Source organism: Legionella rowbothamii (genome assembly GCF_900639985.1).
Taxonomy (GTDB): domain Bacteria; phylum Pseudomonadota; class Gammaproteobacteria; order Legionellales; family Legionellaceae; genus Legionella; species Legionella rowbothamii.
This window is the reverse complement of record NZ_CAAAIM010000010.1, coordinates 48,833-69,154: the sequence shown is the minus strand read 5'-3', so window position 1 is coordinate 69,154 and position 20,322 is coordinate 48,833. Positions and strand designations below refer to the sequence as shown.

Here is a 20,322-nt window from a genome sequence, read left to right as displayed (position 1 = left end):
CTACCATTTATCAAAATTATCGTGAAACATAATTTCAATCTTAGATATCTCTTTTTGAAGAGATAACATTGCTTTTTTAAATAGATCGACTTGATCATTACTAATGGAATTATTATTTTCTAAGACTTTATTAACAAAATTAGATGCTGATTTTGATATGCTTTTAATAACTACGAAGGAATTCGTAACATCATGAATTATCTTATTTTTTTCTTCTAAATTCATAGCGGTTTCCTCTTTAAAAGGGTGGCAACTTCCCAACAATAGACTTTAACCAAGGTATATTTTCAAACCGCTTTGGAGAATGTCCTGTAGCTAGATGAATTTCCGTAAAACCAAGATCAAAAAGCTTTTTAGCTTCAACTTCACCTTTGATATTGTTATCAAGATCTGAGTCAATATAAATTATTGTATCATTTGTATAATCATTAATTACACTCATGAATTCATCAATAGAGGAATATAACGCGATTTGTGTACCCGCATCACTTGCTGCAAAAGCCCAAGTGGTTCGCATCATTTCATCATCATCAATAAAAACAAAGGGAGCATTACTTAAAATCTGGTGGCAGAGGTTAATCTTAATAAAAGGAACATATGGTTTTGGGATGATTTGAACATCAAGTTTTTTGCATCGATTGCGTACAGTCAAGTCTTCAAAACAACTGGTTACTAGAAAGGCTTTGGTTTTTAATTCAAGATCAGCAATAAGGTCCAATCCGTTTTTATTATCTGCAAGTAACTCATAGTCAATTAGATATATATCAGGTTTTAATTCTTCTATTTTTTTTAATGTCAAATCAGATGCATTATAGAAGTGTACTATCCTAAAGTCAGAAAAACCTATGAATTTTTCATTCCATGCCTCATGGATTGATGGATCATCATCCAATACAATAATTACCGATTGATTTTTAATAAATAATGCTTCACAGAACCAAGCTGGGGGATTAGCGCGAGGTAAAAAAATTGTAACATTTGTACCTATGCCAACTTCTGAATGAAGTTCTATTTTTCCATTAAGCAATCCTATGTATTTTTTAGAATAAGATAAACCAAAACCAGCACCATTTTTTTTATTAAAGCTAAATCCTTGCTCAGTTACTTGGGGTAGAATTTCAGAAGGAATCCCACACCCGTTGTCTTCAATAGTAATTTCAACCTGGTCATTATCACATCGGAGGGAAATAATCACGAACCCACTACAATCAATAGCTTCAATGCTGTTATTTATAAGATTTGATAATACTCGTTTAAAAGAAACTAGATTAATATTAGAAAAACAACTGTGGCAACATGGTGATACTTTTAATTGGATATCAATTTTTGAGTTATGATATTCATACCGTTTTTCAGAAACAATATTGTCTAAAACAACAAATATTAATTCAGGTAATATATTTCCATCTAAATCGTTACTGCCCAACTCGGAAGAATTATGTTTTGACTGTGATAGTATATTATTCGCAATATCATTAATTCTCTTAGCTGCATTTCTAATCATAATACGCTTATTTTCTGAAATTGAAGACACATCAGATAAAGCTGTATTAATTGCAGCTAATGGTGACCGGATGTCATGAGCAACTTGCTCAGCAATTTTTTTTCTTGCATCATAGTAAGCCTTCTCCTTTTGTAAGCTTAATGTCTGGCTATGTTCCTCAATAAATTTAGTCGCTATTTGTCTATACTCATCAATATCTACTTTCGAGAATTCAGTGGCATTATTATTTTGATGTGAAGAAATAAAATCAAGTAAATATCCTGTGCTATTTGCAATGGTCTTTCTCATAGATAAGAATAAAAATAGAAAATTAAAAAGAAATATTCCAATAACTGTTATTAAAATCAATAATAGACCATGAGACGCAGGTATTAAAAAAATCGAGTTATATTGCTTTTTGGATATCACATATCCAAGTATTTGGTCATCTTTTTTAATTGCAGTTATACCGGAAAACTGACCATTATCTGCTTTGCAAATAGTATGGATATTGCCACTAATTAACTGACAAGATCCAAGATTCTCCAATGGTTTTTGATCTGAGACAAACTTTATTGAGTCTAATTTGCGTTCATTTTCTAAGTTGTACAATGCCAAATCTAATGCATGTTTATTATTCAGCAGTTGATATCTTCCGATTTCATCCGTAGTAAATGAGTCATTTATAATTAAATTTTTCGATAATGATCCTATCTGATTATTATCAAAATACTCTTTTGCCAGTAGCAAAATCAATCCAAAAACAAGAAACTGAATAAATGCTGAGTATGCCATTTTTTTTATAAATATAGTTTTTATTGAATGGCTTTTATTTTTCATATTTATATCCATCTTTATTGACAGACAAAATTATATAATTTGTCGAACGATGGAATTTACCATTATTGATATATGCCCCGGTGATCCCGTTATAATTAATCTGAGATATACTATGTGTATCAATGAAACCAACCACCTTAAATGCTTTTAAAATCATTCGCATCGCATCGTATGTATATGCAGCTAATATTGTAGGTTGTTCATGATATTTTTTAGTATAAATACTTTCAAATGCCTGCAAAGCAGGGCTTGGTTTTATGAAATCTAAATTGCGAATAAAATACGATTGGATCAATTTATTATTAAGCCGCATAAAAAAAGTTGGACTTACTGATGACCCAAAGTTCTCTGTCCCGATAAATATCGTATTTTGATTATTCATAGCATCGGCAATCTTTGCTGATGCGATTGCACCCGACAATAGAAAAACATAGTTATATTTCTTTTTCTTTAAAAATGTATGTAACTTATTTAAAATTTCTTTATCATTTTCTAAAAAATCGAATGTGTCATATTTAATATATTCTTTATTTAAGACATCAGAATATACCTCTTTATATTTTAACATTTCATCACGATTAATCTCTGTAACTAATAATACGTCATCTATTTTATTAAATCGGCTCCGTAAATAATTTAACATTTCTTTGGCTTGGGAATCATAGCTTGGCATAAATATAAATACATTATTAGGCAATTTATCTACTTCAGTAGTGCTGGCATACGAGGTAAATATTGGTATATTATTGTTTTTCTGTTCTTTAATTGCCAATAAAAGATCGGAAAGATATTCAAATCCAATAATTGCTGAACAGCCCTCACTTACCATTTTTTTATACGCATGCATTGGCTCTAGAGGCCTATTATTGTAAAAATAATTTTTAATCTCGACTTTACCAAATTTTTCACCTTGGTCTAAAGCAAGATTCGCAGCATTTTCAAATGATTGGCCATAGGATTTTAAGTTTTCAACAACTCTCCCTGTTAAGCATATTTTAATTTGATTATTAGCCATAACAGCAGGGCATACTGATAAAAAAAATATTAAGACAATAATTTTAAGAATGTTTGATAAATTCATTTAAAATCTCACTAAAATGATTATTTTCTTCTATGTGTGGATAGTGAGCAGATTTATAGAAAGTTAAAATATTTTTATTTTTTGACAACGCTGCTTCATGTCCGTTCATAACAAAATCATGAAAACCATTTATCCATAATTTAGAGATACCAAGCGTATCAATATCAACTGGAAAATTTAATTCACTTGAATAAAGATCTTTTCTTACACTAATGAACGTTTCTGTATCTGTGGGAAGTCGAATGCGCTTTTGAATTTCTTGAACCATATGAAAACACTCTAAATTTGCCCAGTACAAGTATGGCCTATCTTCGTTTTGTTGAAATAGGGGGGTTAATTGCTCTGATATTTCCCATATTTTATTAAGATCAAGATCATTTATTACATTGAATAATTTATTATATTCAACCAAGTTACTCTTTTTTAAATAGGATAGATCAAGCATCAAGTTATTTAGTCGAGGGGTAAGTATAGAATTGGCTGTAGAGATAAAAACACCAGGGATAAATGATGAGAATTTTTTATAGTAATCAAAAAGTAATTTTGCACCATAACTATGTCCAATTAAAGCTTGCGTTTCAATTTCACAAAATTCTGTTATATATAAAATTATTCTTTGTAAATCCTCTATATTATCCTGATGCGAAACGACCATAGATGTTTTCTTAGATTTACCGCAGTTTCGTTGATCATATAATATGATATTATAGTTTAGCGAACTAAATAATTCATTATTATCAATAAGATATTCTAGAGTTCCGCAATTAAACCCAGGACCTCCATGAATAAAAAGAACATAAGGCATACTTGAATTTTTGGTGAATTTAACTATATAAAAATCTGGATGATTTAAAATGTCTTTATTATATTGTTCCATCAAGAGTCGCTCTCTAAAAAAACTCTACGTATCCAAATGATGGGGGCTGCAATTCTTACAGATATGTTCTTAATTTCTTTTTTTACAAGACTTGGATTTTGATTGAGACAAACTAAATTAAATAAGTTTTGGTCGTTACCTGGCTTCAGAATTCTGATGTATATATCATTGTTATCATCAATAACAATGCATTCTTTTCCTATAGCATTTTCAATTTTATTGTATATTATTCCTGCAACATAATTGCCTGGGTATAAAAGGGGGGTCATTCCATCATCTTTAACAATAGCATTAACAGAATTATGGAGTTCGCTAAATAACAGTAATTCTTTAGCGATATGATTTTCATCGGTCTCTTGTATATCCAAATCTTTTGTTAAATGAATAGCCTCTCGCCCAATGCCATGCATAAGCCATGAGTCTGAGCAATACACATTGAGTTGTTTAGCACGTTTAGCAATTTTTTCAGCCCCCTGCTGAGTTAATCCCCCTCCCCAGCCCAATTCCCATCCTTTGATTGCTGCAGAAGTAATATCGCTATCTTGACAGAATTCATTCCTAGTAAGAGATAAAAGATGGTCACGAACAAATCTGATTCTTTTTCCTCGTGATTCTGCACTAGATGGATTATCGAGTAACGAGTTTTTCATATTATAAAAATAACTAAGTTGGTTGTTTTATAAATAACATAGTATACCAATGGAGTTAAAAAATCATCGTTAAAACTACCTTAAAACAATTATAGATTTTATATCTCACAAATTCATGGATAATTTGATCGCATCAAAAAAGCCTTCATGGTTAAATTACCATTGACTTTTTAACCATTAATAGATAATATTTTATTCTATAGTACGAGGAAAGGGAATTTGATGTGAATTATTTTGAACCATATCAACAAGCACGAATAAATATTGAGAATAGATTTAAAGGGTTATTACACGCGCACACAACTTTAATAAAGTCTCTTATAACGCTAGCAAATCCGCTAACAGGAATAGTTACTGGTATTACTTACCGTGACATTGCCGATTTGTTAACTATCAGCAAAGCTCCTGGAAGAACTGAGTCAGGAACTCCTCAAAAAGAAACAATTCGAAGTTATTTGCGATCCATTGAAAAACAATGTCCCGAAGATTTTAAAGTTATTAGTGAGGGCCAAAAACTACAATTTCAGTTCCCAAAATTACCAGAGATTTATGCCGGTTTTCTTGAAAAATCAGAAGTGTACATAGAGCGCAGGGATGAACAATCCATATCTAAGCCCATTGAAAATCCCAAGAAAAATGATGAATTAAAATCGCTTGAGAACACACAGGAATACACGGAGCTGTACACAGATGACTCAGCAGTAAAGAATAATAATATATTTAATATAACTAACTCAAACAAACAAACTCAAACTGCGGGCAATGATTTTTCTTGCAGCAAAAAACAAATTAGCGACGACTTTTACCCCAACACAAAAACCATCGAACTGGCTTTGTCCATGGGACTCACCAAGGTGACGGATTTCACGGAAATTCAGGCGTTCATCAAACACAACAAAAAACTAAACACCCAATGGGCTGATTTTAATCCAGTATTCATTACCTGGCTGGAACGAGATGCCCAATACATGCAAAAACAACAACAAAAGGCACAAGGACAATTAAGGAGTAATCACAATGAGCGTGGTACCAATCAAAGCAGTCTTAACCCAACAGCACTTGAACGAGTCAGCCAGCAGCATGGCATTTCAATCGAATCACTCTGGGGCACCTCAGGCAGTGAACTCAACTCCTGTGCATTTATCGAAGGAACACTTGTCCAGCCTATGGATGAAACTGACAGCAATCTACGGACAGCTTTTTATAAGTAAGCATGGGGTTAAGGATACGGGCGTTTGGTTTGCTGCACTTAAAGATTTAACACCTCGTGCATTAGACAGTGGCGTGGAGCGATTAATGACATTGAGTAAAGGCGATAAGTTTTGTGAGTTTCCACCAAATTGCCTGCAATTTCGCGCGTTATGCCTTGGTTTTTATAGTGAGTTGCGTATGCCGAAGCCCGCTGAGGCTCATAGAGAAGTTTTAAATCGTGCCTACACTACCAACCCACAATGGAGTCATATAGTTGTTAAATATACTGCAAAAAAATTGGGTTATAAATTTTTAGAAATAGTAAATGAAGGGGAGTCCTTTGCTGTGTTTAAGGAAGCCTATGAGCAAGTTTGCCACTTAGTGCGCCAAGGGCATAGTGTTCCTGAAATTAAAGAAGGGGTAATGCTTCCTAAACCTCAATCAAAAGACGTTGCAACAAAACACTTAAACTTAATGCGCCAACGACTAGGAATTGCATCATGAGACAGATACCAAAATTAAAGCTCTTTTCAAAAGAAGAACTCTATTGCCTTCTAAGCGCCTGCTCTGAATCGTTAACCTTGGCGTATCAAGAAAGTAATGATACTGATTTTTGGCACATTGCAATCCAGGCAAGGCTTGCCTGTGAAGCCTTGGGCTTTGAAATTAATTCACAGAAGAAAACACACCAAATCCATTAAAAAACTTAAGGAAAAACCATGCTCATTTTAACGCGCAGAATAGGTGAAACAGTAGTAGTAGGTGATGACGTATTTATTACGATACTCGGAATTAAAGGCAATCAAATTCGCTTAGGCTTTGATGCCCCTGACCATATTTCAATTCATCGCCAAGAAATCTATCTAAAGGTTCAGGAAGAAAAAACAATGCGCCTTGATTCAGAGAATACTGTAAATGGCAATGGCGTGCCAATAACACCATTAAAACGAACAGAGTCTCATCAATACACTGCTCATTAAGTGATGTAGCTCTAAATGAAGTGCAAATAACCCTTTGCACTAATTAAGCAAAATTAAATCAAAAATCGGATGTTTATCATCTGATGGGAATTTTTTGACTTTAAAAAAGGAATGAGGACATGAATGAAGGGGTTCAAAGATGAACAATGATGAAGAACAGTCAACGGTTAAAACCCGTGCTAAAGAAAAATTGCGCCGCGATTTGGGGCCTGTCATTGAGAATGCTCTAGCCGATCCCAAAACAGTGGAAATCATGCTCAATGCGGATGGGCGTCTTTGGCAGGAACGGCTGGGCGAAAAAATGCGCTGCATTGGAACCATGTCAGCAAGTCGCGCTGAATCGGTTATTAAAACCATTGCTGGTTTTCACGGTAAGGAAATTACCCGTTTCAAACCAACCCTAGAAGGGGAGTTGCCACTGGATGGCTCACGCTTTGCAGGCCAGCTTCCTCCTGTTGTTCATGCGCCAACCTTTGCCATTCGTAAAAAAGCTCTATCCATCTTTTCGCTGGATGAATACGTTTTGTCTGGCGTGATGTCAAAAGAGCACTGTGAGGCTATTAAAAAAGCCATTGCAACCCATCGAAACATCCTTGTTATTGGAGGCACAGGCTCCGGTAAAACAACTCTGGTCAACGCCATCATCAATGAAATGGTTTTATTCGATCCAACTGAGCGGGTTTTTATTATCGAAGACACCGGTGAAATTCAATGTGCCGCTGAAAACTGCGTGCAATACCACACAACCCTTGAAGTCACCATGACCATGCTGCTTAAAACAACCTTAAGAATGCGCCCGGACCGGATTTTAGTAGGAGAAGTTCGAGGCGCTGAAGCCCTGGATTTACTGGATGCCTGGAATACCGGGCATGAAGGAGGGGCGGCCACTCTTCACGCCAATAACCCTGCCGCAGGTTTGACGCGCTTAAAATCACTCATTACGCGTAATCCTTCCGCACCTGCAGACATTGAACCGCTCATAGGCGAGGCAGTTCATTTGGTAGTTCATATCGCCCGAACTAAGGATGGTCGTCGCGTGCAAGAACTCTTAGAAGTTTCAGGCTTTAGCGACGGCCACTACATTACCCGAACTTTATAAGGAGAATTATTTAATGAATAAACACGCTCTGTTTTTAAAACCCCAAGTATTCATTGCCTTAGGCTTAATGATGTTGCTCTTACTAGGAACCGAGCCTTCTTTTGCATCAAGCACCAGTGGAGGAGGGTTGCCTTTTGACAGTTGGCTCACAAAAATCAGTAATTCGATCACAGGACCTTTCGCTTTTTCCGTATCGATTATAGGGCTTGTAGCCGCGGGCGCTGCGTTAATTTTTGGTGGCGACATGAATGGCTTTATGCGCTCGTTGATTTTTATCGTGTTGGTCCTTGCTTTCATCATTGCTGCAAAAAACACCCTCTCAGCCATTACAGGAAAAGGGGCGCAAATTGGTTCACATTCGGTTCACAGTAGAAGGGTTGCATCATGAGCCTGCGTTCCATTCCCATTCGACGTGCTGGAAATCGTCACAATCTGTTTATGGGTGGCGACCGAGAACTGGTGATGTTCTCGGGCCTACTGGCCGCAATTCTCGTATTTGCTACCCAAGACTGGATTGCGTTGTTTGTGGGTATTGGGCTGTGGTTTTTATCCCTCTGGATGTTAAGACTTATGGCCAAATCCGACCCACAACTGCGATTTGTCTATTTACGCCAGCGCCGCTATCAACCTTATTACCCAGCACGTTCCACTCCATTTCGAGTGAATACTGGGTCCCAGGAGAGGCAATATAAATGATTGAATTTATCCTAGTGTTTATTTCGGTATTGAGTATTGCGCTTATTTGGATTTTATTTGCAACAGTACGCAAATCCTCTACTGAACTTCGTCTTAAAAAACATCAACAAAAAGAGGCGGGGCTTTCTGATTTACTCAATTACGCAGCCTTAGTTGATGATGGGGTCATTGTCGGAAAAAACGGGGCATTCATGGCCTCTTGGCTCTACCGTGGCGAGGACAATGCGAGTGCCACCCATCATCAAAGAGAACTGGTTTCTTTTCGCATCAATCAGGCTCTTAGCGCTCTTGGCAGTGGTTGGATGGTTCATGTGGATGCAGTACGCCGGGCAGCACCTGGCTACAATGAAGGAACCCAATCTCATTTCCCTGATGCACTATCCGCAGCTGTTGATGAAGAGCGACGTCGCCATTTTGAGCGTTTAGGGACGCTTTATGAAGGGTTTTTTATCCTTACCGTGACCTGGTTTCCGCCAAAGCTTGCGCAACGTCAATTTGTGGAGTTGATGTTTGATGACGATGCTGAGAAACCCAACCGCCATGCTCAAACCACCCAACTCATCGAGTCGTTTAAACGAGAGTGCCATAACATAGAATCACGTTTGTTTGGTGCAGTGTCTTTAACCCGATTGGGTAGCGAAAAAGTTCTGCAAGAAGACGGCAGTGAAGTGATGCACGACAATTTCCTGCGTTGGATTCAATTTTGTGTCACAGGCCTTAATCACCCAGTTCTTCTGCCTGGTAACCCAATGTATCTTGATGCGGTGATTGGTGGGCAAGAGCTATGGACCGGTGTCATTCCAAAGATAGGGCGACAATTTATTCAATGCGTTGCCATCGAAGGTTTTCCTTTGGAGTCTCATCCTGGAATTTTAACCACTCTTGCGGAGTTATCGATTGAGTACCGTTGGTCATCACGCTTTATTTTTATGGATAACCATGAAGCCGTTGCACACCTTGAGAAGTATCGAAAGAAATGGATGCAAAAAATACGGGGCTTTTTCGATCAGGTATTTAATACGAATAGGGGGGTCATTGATACAGACGCTATGGACATGGTACAGGATGCTTCAGATGCAATAGCTGAAACCAACAGCGGCATGGTGGCTCAGGGTTATTATACCAGTGTAGTCGTGTTGATGAGTGAGGACAGAGCAAGCCTTGAGCGCGCCGCACGTCACATTGAAAAAGCGATCAACACATTAGGATTTAGCGCGCGCACCGAAACGATTAATACCATGGATGCCTTCATGGGGACGTTGCCAGGGCATGGCGTTGAAAACGTCCGAAGACCTTTGTTAAATACTATGAATTTGGCTGATTTACTTCCGACCAGTACCATTTGGACCGGTCAAAATGAAGCACCAAGCCCTTTATTTCCTCCAAGCTCACCCGCTCTTATGCATGGAGTAACCAGTGGTAACTCTCCATTTCGCCTCAATTTGCATGTCCGTGATTTGGGTCATTCCATCATGTTTGGACCAACCCGTTCAGGTAAATCAACGCATTTAGGTCTGATTGCTTTGCAATGGCGCCGTTATTTAGGTTCTCGCATCTATGCATTTGATAAGGGAATGTCAATGTTTCCTGCATGCCTTGGTGCTGGCGGAAATCACTACACGATTGCTGCAAAAAATGAGCGCCTGGCTTTTGCACCGTTACAGTTTTTAGAAACTAAAGCAGATAGAGCCTGGGCTATGGAGTGGATTAATACCATTTTGGCATTAAACGGAGTAACGACAACGCCTGCTCAACGCAATGAAATCGGCTATGCCATCATGAACATGCATCAAAGCCACTCCAAAACCCTATCGGAGTTTTGTCTTACGATTCAAGATGAAATCATTCGAGAAGCACTAAAGCAATACACCATTGATGGATTAATGGGGCATTTGTTGGATGCGGAAACCGATGGTCTTGGTCTTTCTGATTTTATGACCTTTGAGATTGAGGAGTTGATGAATTTAGGCGAAAAATTTGCGCTTCCTGTATTACTTTATTTGTTTCGTCGTATTGAACAGTCTCTGGATGGTCGTCCGACGCTCATTATTCTTGATGAGGCGTGGCTCATGTTAGCTCACCCGGTATTTCGCAATAAAATCGCCGAATGGCTCGACAGTATGGCCAAGAAAAACTGTTGTGTCCTGATGGCCACCCAACATCTGTCCCATGCGGTCAACTCAGGAATTCTTGAAGTGATTGTGGAATCCACCGCATCCAAAATATTTCTACCTAATCCTAATGCACGTGCTCAAGAATCCGCTGCAACCTATGCCCAGATGGGACTTAACCCAACTCAAATTGACATTATTGCCAGTGCTGTTCCTAAACGAGATTACTACTACGTCAGTGAAAAAGGCCGTCGTTTATACAGTCTGGCACTGGGACCACTGGCACTTTCTTTTGTTGGAGCCACCGATAAAGAGTCCATAGCCATGATTCAACAATTAGAAAAAACACACAAGGCCAATTGGGTGCATGAATGGCTACGCACCAAAGGATTGGCTCTTAACGATTATGGGGTGACTGCATGAATATGCTCAAAAAAATAAGCTTTAATGGGTTCAACAAACAGTCTAAAAACTTAATGCAATCGAATGATAATCCCTACTTAAATGCTAGGCGAACCTGGAATGGGCATGTAGCAGGAGTGATGTCTGCCCTTCAAGTATGGCAGGTGGTAGGCATTACTTCACTCATGATTAGCCTTGCATCCGTGGGTGGCATGATTTACATCGGCAACCAATCAAAATTCATTCCTTTAGTGTTTCAACAAGATTCATCGGGCAATACCGTTTCAATCACCCGTGCTGACCGTATACCTGATGCAAAAACCGATGATTACCGCACCACCGTAGCTCAGTTTATTGAACACATTCGCCTGGTCACTGCAGATGCGGATTTACAACGAAAAGCGGTGTTGCAAACGTATGCTTTTTTAAATGCACAAGACCCTGCAACGTTAAAAGCCAATGAATACTTAAACGCCAACAAAGAGGTGAATCCTTTTAATCGTGCGGCCAATGAAACCGTCAGTATTGAGATCCGCTCTGTATTACAGCAATCAAAAGAATCATGGCAAGTGGATTGGTTAGAAACAGTAAGAAGCCGTGATGGCTCACAAAAGACAAAACCTACTTTAATGCGGGCAATCGTCTCTATTTATCAAAACGAACCCACCAGCCAAACCACGGACATTGAGGCGCTGCGTAACCCGCATTTTCTCTATATTCGTGATTTTAACTGGTCTAAACAAATTTAACTTAAGGTGATCTCATGAAGAAACAACTGCTTTTTGCATTAATGTGTGTCCCTGTTGTGGCACTTGCTGGCGCTTCCGAGGATATAGCCGATCGCTATTTTTCTAAAAAAGTGGTTCAGCTCACCCCACAGGAACAATCAGCCCTTTCCATTGGTAAAAAATGGCAAACTGGAATGGCGACTAGCAAACCAGTTACGGCTCGAGATGGGTCCATTGCTTTTGTTTATGGCTCAGGCCAGACCCAAATCTTATGTGCCGTACTGCAAGTCTGTGACGTAGCTCTACAGCCTGGTGAGCAGGTGAATAACCTCAATGTGGGCGATCCACGCTTTCTTGTGGAGCCTGCAATCACCGGAATTGGTCCTGCCCAACGATTGCATTTGCTGATTAAAGCGCTTGATGTGGGTCTTGATACGTCTTTAGTAGTCACCACCGACAGAAGAACCTATCACTTACGTCTTCGCTCTTCTCGCAAACAATTTATGCCGTATGTGTCCTTTATTTACCCGGAAGATGCCCAAGCCAAATGGGATGCCATTCGGGTGAAAGAAACCATTGAGCGTCATAATAACACGATACCTCTTACCGGCGAATACCTAGGTAATTTGAATTTTAACTATTGCATCACAGGTAACACCCGCTGGAAACCCACTCGGGTATTTAATGATGGGGTCAAAACCATCATTGAAATGCCTCAAGCGATGCAACAAACACAAGCGCCCACCTTGCTGGTTTTGCGCCATGGGGGATTATTTAAAAAAGCTGAAACGGTGATGGTTAATTATCGGGTACAAAACAATCGGTTTATTGTAGACACCGTTTTTGATAAAGCCATTTTGATTGCCGGTGTTGGCCGAAACCAAGAAAAAATCACCATCACCAGGAGAAAATAATGAGATTCAAACTACCCTTTATCCTGCTGCTTACTTTAAATCTTTTAGGATGTGCCACAGTCCAACAAGGGAGCTTTACTACAACTCCAGTGACCCTAAATAAAGCAATAACCAAAGATTGCATCAATCGTTTGCTTGCTCTTTATCCTCCGGCCCGAACCCGGTTTCATATCAAACAGTCCGTTAAAGACTCTTTTGGTGTGTCGCTCATTGAAGGCTTACGACAAAAAGGCTACAGCATCAATGAATCATCAAGTCATGGAGCAAGCTCTCAAGGATCACAAAATGTGGCTTTGTACTACTTAGTCGATGAGCCCATCAAAGGAACCTTATATCGAGTCACCCTCATAGTGGGGCAACAGTCTCTTAGCCGCGCTTATAAAATTAAAAACGGCACATTGACCCCTTTAGGGTTTTGGGTTCGAAAGGAGTAAACACCATGAAAAAAAATGATGATCTGATGTTACCTAATGCATCCCCTGGAACTTTAAACCAAAACGGGGTACGTCGAGTCAATAATCTTCCTCTAATCCTTGTTATCGCCGCTTTTGCGCTGTTTGTACTCATCATTGCCTTCGTCGCCATGAAGCGCGCCAATCAACAACACCCAACAAAGCAAGATCCCATTCCTGTAGAGCGCCATATGGATTCTTCATTAATGGCAGCTGAGATTGTAGCAGGGCGTGCAGGAGGCATTATTATGCCCGCCAAACCGATTGAGAAGGTGAATACCAGCCTGGCACTGCCTGTGGCCTTAGTCGATAATCCAGATAACCCACCCGTTATCCGTAATAAACCTCCTATTTTACGTCCAAAAACGAGTCGTTCTGGTGAGCTGACCTCACCCGATCTCGATCGCATCAAGATGGCAAAGTTGGAACAATTTGAGGATGCGGTAAAAGCAAAAATGAGCATCCCACTTCCCGATCAACTGAGCACTGCATCAACGTTCAAAACGCAACATGCAGGGGATGATGCCCAGTCAAAACTGGCAGCCCTTAAACGTCAAATGGAACTTCTTAATTCAGGAGATCCTACTGCTTCATATCAAGCACGATTACAGCAAATACGCGCAGCTATGGGAGGCCATGAGGGGGATGCGGGGATGCATCTGATTCAAAACCCATCGCAAAATTTAAGTGATCTTTCCGACCGATGGGAGCTTCACTCTACAGTGGAGGCACCGAGTACACCTTTTGTTTTGAGAGCAGGGGCTGTGATTCCCGGAATAATGATTAGTGGTGTCAAACCTGATTTATCGGGGCAAATCATTGGTCAAGTCTCGCAAAATGTCTATGACACTGCCACTGGTAAATACTTATTGTTCCCGCAAGGAACACGCCTCATAGGGATGTATTCAAATGAAGTGTCCTATGGGCAAAACTCCGTGTTGATTGCCTGGCAGCGCTTGATTTTTCCTGATGGCAAAGCATTAGATATAGGTTCCATGCCGGGTGGCGATAGTGCAGGTTATGCAGGATTTCATGACCAGGTAAATAACCATTACGTGCGTTTATTTGGCTCGGCTTTACTCATGTCAGGTGTTGTTGCTGGCATCACCTACAGCCAAAACCCAACACAGACGGGGGCCTTTGGCCAACCCGCTCAACCCACTGCAGGCTCTGTGATGAGTGCCGCATTAGGCCAGGAATTAGGGCAGGTTACATCCCAAATGATCGCGAAAAACTTAAATATAGCGCCAAGCCTTAAGATTCGTCCAGGCTATGAATTTAATGTCATCGTGGTCAAAGACATGACCTTCACCAAACCTTATCAATCATTTGATTATTAGCATTAAGGAGATAGCACCATGTTGATTCAAAAAATACTCTCTTTAACGGTTAGGACATCAGTTACCGCGACCATCTTGGTTCAAGCGGTCTATGCGAATTTACCAGTCATTGATTTTACTAATTTACTTGAAAGCGTGACTCAGACATCACAACAACTTCAACAATATAAAACGCAATTAAGCCAATATGAAAACATGTTAGAAAATACTAAAAATCTGGATAAATTCACCTGGGATGAAGCCACCAACACCATGGATAACCTAGTCAACTCCATAGATACGCTGAACTATTACAAACAGCAAGCAGGCGGCATGAATGAATATTTATCCCGATACCAGGACGAGAATCATTACCGAAACATGCCTTGTTTTAATGGAGGACAATGCAGTGAAGCAGAGCTTAATGCGTTGCTGCAACAAGAAGCAAATGCCTCAGAAGCTCAAAAACGAGCCAATGACGCCATGTTACGGGGCTTAGAACTTCAAGAAGTAGCCATGAAATCTGATGCACGTCAATTGACTCGTTTACAAGAACAAGCACAAGGTGCCCCAGGGCAAATGGCAGCCCTTCAAGCGGCAAACCAATTGGCGAGCGCTGAAACAAACCAACTACTGCAAATTCGAGGATTAATGGTGGCAGAGCAAAATGCCCAAGCGACACGCCTTGCGGCCATCGCAGATAAAGAAGCGATACAGGCTGCAGGAGATGAGCGCTTCCGCCAAGGGAATTTTAAAAAAAGTTCAGGAAAAACCTGGTAATTCACTGACATTCAAAAGGAGCATAAACATGAATCAATCACACTTAATGGCGTGGTTATTGGTTGGACTACTCACAGGCTGTGACCAACCACCAAAACCCACAGCAGAACTGACGTGCAAGGACTCTCCAACAGGGCGTTCTAAAGCCGAGCAAACCCTCATAGCAGATGCCTGCTTTCGCCAGGGAAATTTTAAAAAAAGTTCTGGGATGGAGTGGTAAGAGCATGAAGAAATTTTTTGCCTCAAGTGTATTCATCTGTTTTTTGACGCTGATGTGTCACTCAGCACATGCAGGATCTCTTGGAATAAACAACGCCGATCTCCTAGACAGCATTCTTGTACGTTTTGCAAATACTGCATCAGGGTGGGGAAAGCGACTGGTTGAATTGGGCACCTGGTTATTTTGGGGATTAACCTTAATCAGTATGGTATGGACTTACGGGTTAATGGCTTTAAAAAAAGCGGATATTGGCGAATTTCTTGCTGAAACCGTACGCTTTTTTGCAACCACGGGTTTTTTCTTGTGGATTCTAAGAAATGGTCCTGCGATTGCAACGGCCATTATGGATTCGTGTCGAATGATGGCATCACAAGCCTCTGGACTTAATAAAGTGGTCTCCCCTTCAGGAATTATTGACATAGGTTTTGATATTGCATCCAAGGTAGTTGATAAATCATCCATTTGGTCTCCCGCCACATCCACTGTGGGCTTATTAATTGCCACCGTGATTCTTATCGTGCTGGCCTTAGTCAGTATCAATTTATTAATCATCCTGATTACCGGATGGATTCTGGCCTATGGTGGGGTGTTTTTATTAGGTTTTGGTGGTGGTCGTTGGACTCAGGACATTGCGATTAGTTATTACAAGATGGTTTTAGGCGTAGGTGTAGAGATGTTTGCCATGGTTCTTTTAGTCGGAATTGGCAAGTCCTTTATCGATCAATATTACGCCGCCATGGGTAATGACATGGCCTTTAAAGAACTGCTGGTGATGTTAGTCGTGGCCATCATTCTCTTACTTCTTATGGATAAAATCCCGTCTAAATTAGCCGCCATTGTAAGCGGTGGAGGAGGCGGTGGCGGCGGTATGGGTGGGTTTGGGCTTGGGGCTGCCCTTGGTGCTGCTGGTATGGCCGGAGCCATGGCGTCCGGTGCTGCAGCTTCGGCAATGGGTGCGGCTACAAGCGCTGCAGGAGGAGGATCTGCCCTAAAAGCAGCGTTTCAAGCCGCTCAAAGCACTATGGCAGATAGTTCATCAGGAGGCGGTAGTTCCTCAGGACTTTCAGGTGGGAGCCTGGCAAGTGCCATGGGAGGTGCCAGTCGAATGGCAGCGCTTATGGGATCTCAATTAGCATCAGGGGCAGCTCAAACGGTCAAAGATAAATTCGATTCCATGAAAGAGTCCGCTTGCGCCCGGATTTCTGAAACCTTTGGTGGGCAGGTAGCACAATCCATCAATGACATGAACGATAGCGGCTCAGGTGGAGAGAACACTGTTCAAATGCCAAAAGATGCCAGTAATGACAGCGCTCCTGATTTTAGTGGTGACAGTCTAGGTGCTGGTAACGTTGTGAGTTTGGCCAGTCAGAATGAAGAAGTAGCTCATTTTGTCAATCAATCTCCACGTATTGATGCGGGGGATGAATGATAGCGATTGATTTACCTCCACAGATTGAAGAGCGCGTGGTGTGCTCCATTATGGCTGCCGTGAAATATGAAGTGCCTGCGAACATCGTTCTGGCTGTTGCTGAAAAAGAAGGGGGAACGCCGAAACAGTGGGTTAAAAACAGCAATGGGACCTTTGATGTCGGCTCCATGCAATTTAATACCACCTACCTTAAAGATTTAAAAAAGTACGGCATTACCGCGGACGACGTAGCACAACCAGGCTGTTATTCCTTTGATTTAGCCGCTTGGCGCTTGCGTGGGCATTTGCGTCATGACTCTCAAGACTTATGGACCCGGGCTGCCAACTATCATTCCAGAACCCCTAAATACAACCAGATTTATAGGGAAGATTTAATTAAAAAAGCAGCCAAATGGGGGCAATGGTTAGAGGTGCGTTTTCCAACCTATGGCGTGACCCAACCGGGTAGTGCACCACTACGAGCCATTCATACCAGCATAGCGGTACCGCAACCGCTGAATAAACCAACTAACCGTGAGACGGTTTACGTCAATCGTAACGCACTAAAGGCATTAGATGCCTTTTATACATCAAACCCGATGCGAGGTTTTTCATGAGACAACACAGCCAGTATAAAAGTGGTCCAGAAGGTGGGAATCACCAAGCACGACTCAGCAAATCAATACCCTTATTAGCAATCGCCTCCCTTGCGGCTGGCCTTCAAGCTGCCACTCAATACCTTGCTTATCTTTTTGATTATCAAGACGCCTTAGGTGCTTCATGGAACCATGTCTATCTACCCTGGTCGATTGTTACCTGGTGGCAACAAGGATATGTACTTTATCCCCAGCAGTTCACGATTGCTGGAAGTCTGGGTGCCATGCTCACAGCGGTTGGATTAATAGGGTGTGCCATGTTGAAGCGGGTGGCGCAAAACTCATCAACAACCAATGCACATTTGCATGGCTCAGCCCGGTGGGCCAATCGAAAAGACATTATTGAATCAGGTCTTTTAGGTGCCGAGGAAGGGGTTTATGTAGGAGCCTGGGAAGATAAAAACGGCCAGCTCCACTATTTACGCCATAATGGACCTGAGCACATTTTGACTTATGCCCCGACTCGCTCAGGAAAAGGACTGGGGTTAGTTTTGCCTACTTTACTGTCATGGCCTCACAGCGCACTCATTACCGATTTAAAAGGGGAGCTTTGGGCGATGACCGCAGGATGGCGAAAAAATCACGCGAATAATAAAGTCATTCTCTTTGAGCCTGCTTCTTTAAAGGGTTCTGCCCGCTGGAATCCTTTGGATGAAATTCGAATTGGGACAGAATATGAAGTGGGTGATGTCCAAAATTTAGCAACGTTGATTGTTGATCCTGATGGCAAAGGCCTTGAGTCTCATTGGCAAAAAACCTCTCAAGCCTTATTAGTTGGTCTCATTCTTCATGCCTTATACAAACTAAAAAATGAGGCAATTCCTGCACATTTCCCAAACATCGACCGCATGTTGGCGGATACCCATCTCAGCGTTTCAGATTTATTGAAAGAAATGACGCAATATCCCCATCAAAATAACGCCACTCACCCCGTCATTCATGCAGCCGCTAGAGACATGATTGACCGGCCTGAAGAAGAAGCCGGCTCAGTATTATCGACCTTAAAATCCTATCTGTCGCTTTATCGCGATCCGGTTGTTGCACGAAATGTTAGCGCATCTGATTTTAGCATCAAAGACTTAATGAACCATGACCAACCTGTAAGCCTTTATATTGTCACCCAACCAAACGATAAGGCACGTTTGCAGCCGCTAGTTCGCGTACTCATCAATATGAGCGTACGTTTACTGGCAGATAAAATGGAGTTTGAGCGCTTCCTTCCTGAAACCTCATTCTGGCAACGATTTTTAGTGCGCTGTACTCTGCGTCCTGAACCATCACACACGGTGCGTACCAAAAAAACCTACAAACACCGACTCTTAGGCATGATTGATGAATTTCCAAGCCTTGGAAAACTCGATATTCTGCAAGAGTCTCTTGCCTTTGTTGCAGGCTACGGCATTAAATTTTATCTGATTTGCCAGGACATTAATCAACTCAAAAGCCGTGAGAGGGGTTATGGTCCTGATGAAACCATTACCTCTAACTGCCACATTCAAAATGCATTTCCTCCAAACCGCCTTGAAACTGCAGAGCATTTATCAAAACTCACGGGACTTACAACCGTGATTAAAGAGCAAATCACCACCAGCGGCCGACGTGCGGAACTTATGTTAAGTCAGGTATCACGCACTATTGCCGAAGTACAACGTCCATTATTAACTGCCGATGAATGTTTACGCCTTCCTGGACCTAAAAAAAATTCAATGGGTCTGATTGAGCAGGCGGGGGACATGGTGGTTTATATGGCCGGATTTCCTATGATTTATGGTAAACAGCCTTTGTACTTTAAAGATCCTGTTTTTACTGCTCGTGCAGCCCTTGCCCCTCCCGCAATAAGCGATACCTTGCGTCATAGTCTTAGTACAAATGAGGTAATTCATTTATGAAACGACTGGCAAAAAAAGCAAGCATGATGGTGGCCATCGCAAGCTTAATCTTCATTTTTTTAACTGGACTTCTCACTATCAGTGGCGCTCGGTTTAATACCTCCAGAAGTATTCCACTAGGCCTTTATTGGATAACCAAACACCCCATTCAAAAAGGAGAGTACGTTCTATTTTGTCCACCACAAAAAACCATCTTCCAAAAGGCATTAAAACGGGGATATATCCATTCTGGTTTTTGTTCTGGTGGCTTTGGTTACATGATGAAACGTGTTCTAGCTTCGCACAATGATGTCGTATCCATCAATCCATGGGGTGTCTGGGTAAACAATCGGTTCGTAGAACATAGTGTTCCGTATCCAACAGATGAGCAGGGGCGGCCATTGCCCGAACTGACTATTCGCCAATACCCATTAAAGAATTCTGAATTACTGCTGATGACCGACCAAAACGATCTGTCCTTTGATGCGCGGTATTTTGGCCTCATAAAGCGTTCTCAGGTTAAGGCGGTTATTTCGCCCATCCTCACTTGGGGATCTACTTCTTAAA

Annotated in this window: 23 protein-coding genes; 18 read left to right on the top strand and 5 right to left on the bottom strand. The window is 41.0% G+C overall.

Annotated elements, in window-relative coordinates:
* From E1P08_RS14590 to E1P08_RS14570, 5 genes are read right to left on the bottom strand one after another with little or no spacing between them, the layout of a single operon-like run.
* The gene (locus E1P08_RS14590) at window positions 1-225 is read right to left on the bottom strand and encodes a hypothetical protein (RefSeq protein ID WP_133137732.1); all 225 of its coding nucleotides are present in this window, start codon (window positions 223-225) and stop codon (window positions 1-3) included.
* 13 nt (window positions 226-238) lie between these two features.
* Entirely contained in the window at window positions 239-2,323 is a 2,085-nt protein-coding gene (locus tag E1P08_RS14585) for an ATP-binding response regulator (protein WP_133137731.1), read from the bottom strand.
* Window positions 2,313-3,404, bottom strand: a complete 1,092-nt coding sequence (locus E1P08_RS14580) for a type 1 periplasmic-binding domain-containing protein (RefSeq protein WP_133137730.1) — start codon at window positions 3,402-3,404, stop codon at window positions 2,313-2,315. The genes E1P08_RS14585 and E1P08_RS14580 overlap by 11 nt, the downstream gene beginning before the upstream one ends.
* On the bottom strand, window positions 3,382-4,281 hold the full coding sequence (locus E1P08_RS14575; RefSeq protein WP_133137729.1) for an alpha/beta fold hydrolase: 900 nt from the start codon (window positions 4,279-4,281) through the stop codon (window positions 3,382-3,384). Before E1P08_RS14575 ends, E1P08_RS14580 begins: the two co-directional genes overlap by 23 nt.
* The gene (locus E1P08_RS14570; protein WP_058475051.1) at window positions 4,281-4,931 is read right to left on the bottom strand and encodes a hypothetical protein; all 651 of its coding nucleotides are present in this window, start codon (window positions 4,929-4,931) and stop codon (window positions 4,281-4,283) included. Before E1P08_RS14570 ends, E1P08_RS14575 begins: the two co-directional genes overlap by 1 nt.
* A 224-nt stretch (window positions 4,932-5,155) precedes the next feature.
* Here E1P08_RS14570 and E1P08_RS14565 point away from each other — a divergent pair, with 224 nt between their 5' ends.
* From E1P08_RS14565 to traF, 18 genes are all read left to right on the top strand, one after another.
* Window positions 5,156-6,142, top strand: coding sequence for a Vir protein (locus E1P08_RS14565; RefSeq protein WP_133137728.1), 987 nt, complete (start codon window positions 5,156-5,158; stop codon window positions 6,140-6,142).
* Window positions 6,087-6,626: a hypothetical protein gene (locus E1P08_RS14560; protein ID WP_242602487.1), complete on the top strand. Its 540-nt coding sequence runs from the start codon at window positions 6,087-6,089 to the stop codon at window positions 6,624-6,626. The genes E1P08_RS14565 and E1P08_RS14560 overlap by 56 nt, the downstream gene beginning before the upstream one ends.
* On the top strand, window positions 6,623-6,823 hold the full coding sequence (locus E1P08_RS14555; protein ID WP_058475054.1) for a hypothetical protein: 201 nt from the start codon (window positions 6,623-6,625) through the stop codon (window positions 6,821-6,823). Before E1P08_RS14560 ends, E1P08_RS14555 begins: the two co-directional genes overlap by 4 nt.
* Window positions 6,824-6,841: 18 nt before the next feature.
* A complete protein-coding gene (csrA, locus tag E1P08_RS14550) occupies window positions 6,842-7,102 on the top strand; it encodes a carbon storage regulator CsrA (RefSeq protein ID WP_133137727.1) in 261 nt (86 codons plus the stop codon).
* 139 nt (window positions 7,103-7,241) lie between these two features.
* Window positions 7,242-8,201, top strand: coding sequence for a P-type conjugative transfer ATPase TrbB (gene trbB, locus E1P08_RS14545; protein WP_133137726.1), 960 nt, complete (start codon window positions 7,242-7,244; stop codon window positions 8,199-8,201).
* Window positions 8,202-8,214: 13 nt separating this feature from the next.
* Window positions 8,215-8,589, top strand: coding sequence for a TrbC/VirB2 family protein (locus tag E1P08_RS14540; protein WP_133137725.1), 375 nt, complete (start codon window positions 8,215-8,217; stop codon window positions 8,587-8,589).
* Complete coding sequence (locus tag E1P08_RS14535) at window positions 8,586-8,897, top strand: conjugal transfer protein TrbD (RefSeq protein WP_133137724.1); 312 nt, start codon at window positions 8,586-8,588, stop codon at window positions 8,895-8,897. The genes E1P08_RS14540 and E1P08_RS14535 overlap by 4 nt, the downstream gene beginning before the upstream one ends.
* Window positions 8,894-11,431, top strand: coding sequence for a VirB4 family type IV secretion/conjugal transfer ATPase (locus E1P08_RS14530; protein WP_133137723.1), 2,538 nt, complete (start codon window positions 8,894-8,896; stop codon window positions 11,429-11,431). Before E1P08_RS14535 ends, E1P08_RS14530 begins: the two co-directional genes overlap by 4 nt.
* Complete coding sequence (locus E1P08_RS14525; RefSeq protein ID WP_083501358.1) at window positions 11,428-12,159, top strand: VirB8/TrbF family protein; 732 nt, start codon at window positions 11,428-11,430, stop codon at window positions 12,157-12,159. Before E1P08_RS14530 ends, E1P08_RS14525 begins: the two co-directional genes overlap by 4 nt.
* A gap of 14 nt (window positions 12,160-12,173) precedes the next feature.
* Window positions 12,174-13,052, top strand: coding sequence for a P-type conjugative transfer protein TrbG (gene trbG, locus E1P08_RS14520; protein ID WP_058475060.1), 879 nt, complete (start codon window positions 12,174-12,176; stop codon window positions 13,050-13,052).
* On the top strand, window positions 13,052-13,486 hold the full coding sequence (locus E1P08_RS14515) for a hypothetical protein (RefSeq protein ID WP_133137722.1): 435 nt from the start codon (window positions 13,052-13,054) through the stop codon (window positions 13,484-13,486). The genes trbG and E1P08_RS14515 overlap by 1 nt, the downstream gene beginning before the upstream one ends.
* 5 nt (window positions 13,487-13,491) lie before the next feature.
* On the top strand, window positions 13,492-14,844 hold the full coding sequence (locus E1P08_RS14510) for a TrbI/VirB10 family protein (protein WP_133137721.1): 1,353 nt from the start codon (window positions 13,492-13,494) through the stop codon (window positions 14,842-14,844).
* 18 nt (window positions 14,845-14,862) lie between these two features.
* On the top strand, window positions 14,863-15,603 hold the full coding sequence (gene trbJ, locus E1P08_RS14505; protein ID WP_133137720.1) for a P-type conjugative transfer protein TrbJ: 741 nt from the start codon (window positions 14,863-14,865) through the stop codon (window positions 15,601-15,603).
* Between the two features lie 28 nt (window positions 15,604-15,631).
* Window positions 15,632-15,823, top strand: a complete 192-nt coding sequence (gene trbK / locus E1P08_RS14500) for an entry exclusion lipoprotein TrbK (protein ID WP_133137719.1) — start codon at window positions 15,632-15,634, stop codon at window positions 15,821-15,823.
* 4 nt (window positions 15,824-15,827) lie between these two features.
* Window positions 15,828-17,252 carry a P-type conjugative transfer protein TrbL gene (trbL, locus tag E1P08_RS14495; RefSeq protein ID WP_133137718.1) on the top strand — a complete coding sequence of 475 codons (1,425 nt, stop codon included), beginning with the start codon at window positions 15,828-15,830 and terminating at the stop codon, window positions 17,250-17,252.
* Window positions 17,249-17,848 (top strand): transglycosylase SLT domain-containing protein, encoded by a 600-nt coding sequence (locus E1P08_RS14490; protein WP_133137717.1) that lies wholly within the window; start codon window positions 17,249-17,251, stop codon window positions 17,846-17,848. Before trbL ends, E1P08_RS14490 begins: the two co-directional genes overlap by 4 nt.
* A complete protein-coding gene (locus E1P08_RS14485; protein WP_133137716.1) occupies window positions 17,845-19,776 on the top strand; it encodes a type IV secretory system conjugative DNA transfer family protein in 1,932 nt (643 codons plus the stop codon). The genes E1P08_RS14490 and E1P08_RS14485 overlap by 4 nt, the downstream gene beginning before the upstream one ends.
* On the top strand, window positions 19,773-20,321 hold the full coding sequence (gene traF, locus E1P08_RS14480; protein ID WP_133137715.1) for a conjugative transfer signal peptidase TraF: 549 nt from the start codon (window positions 19,773-19,775) through the stop codon (window positions 20,319-20,321). The genes E1P08_RS14485 and traF overlap by 4 nt, the downstream gene beginning before the upstream one ends.
* Window position 20,322 lies beyond the last annotated feature (1 nt).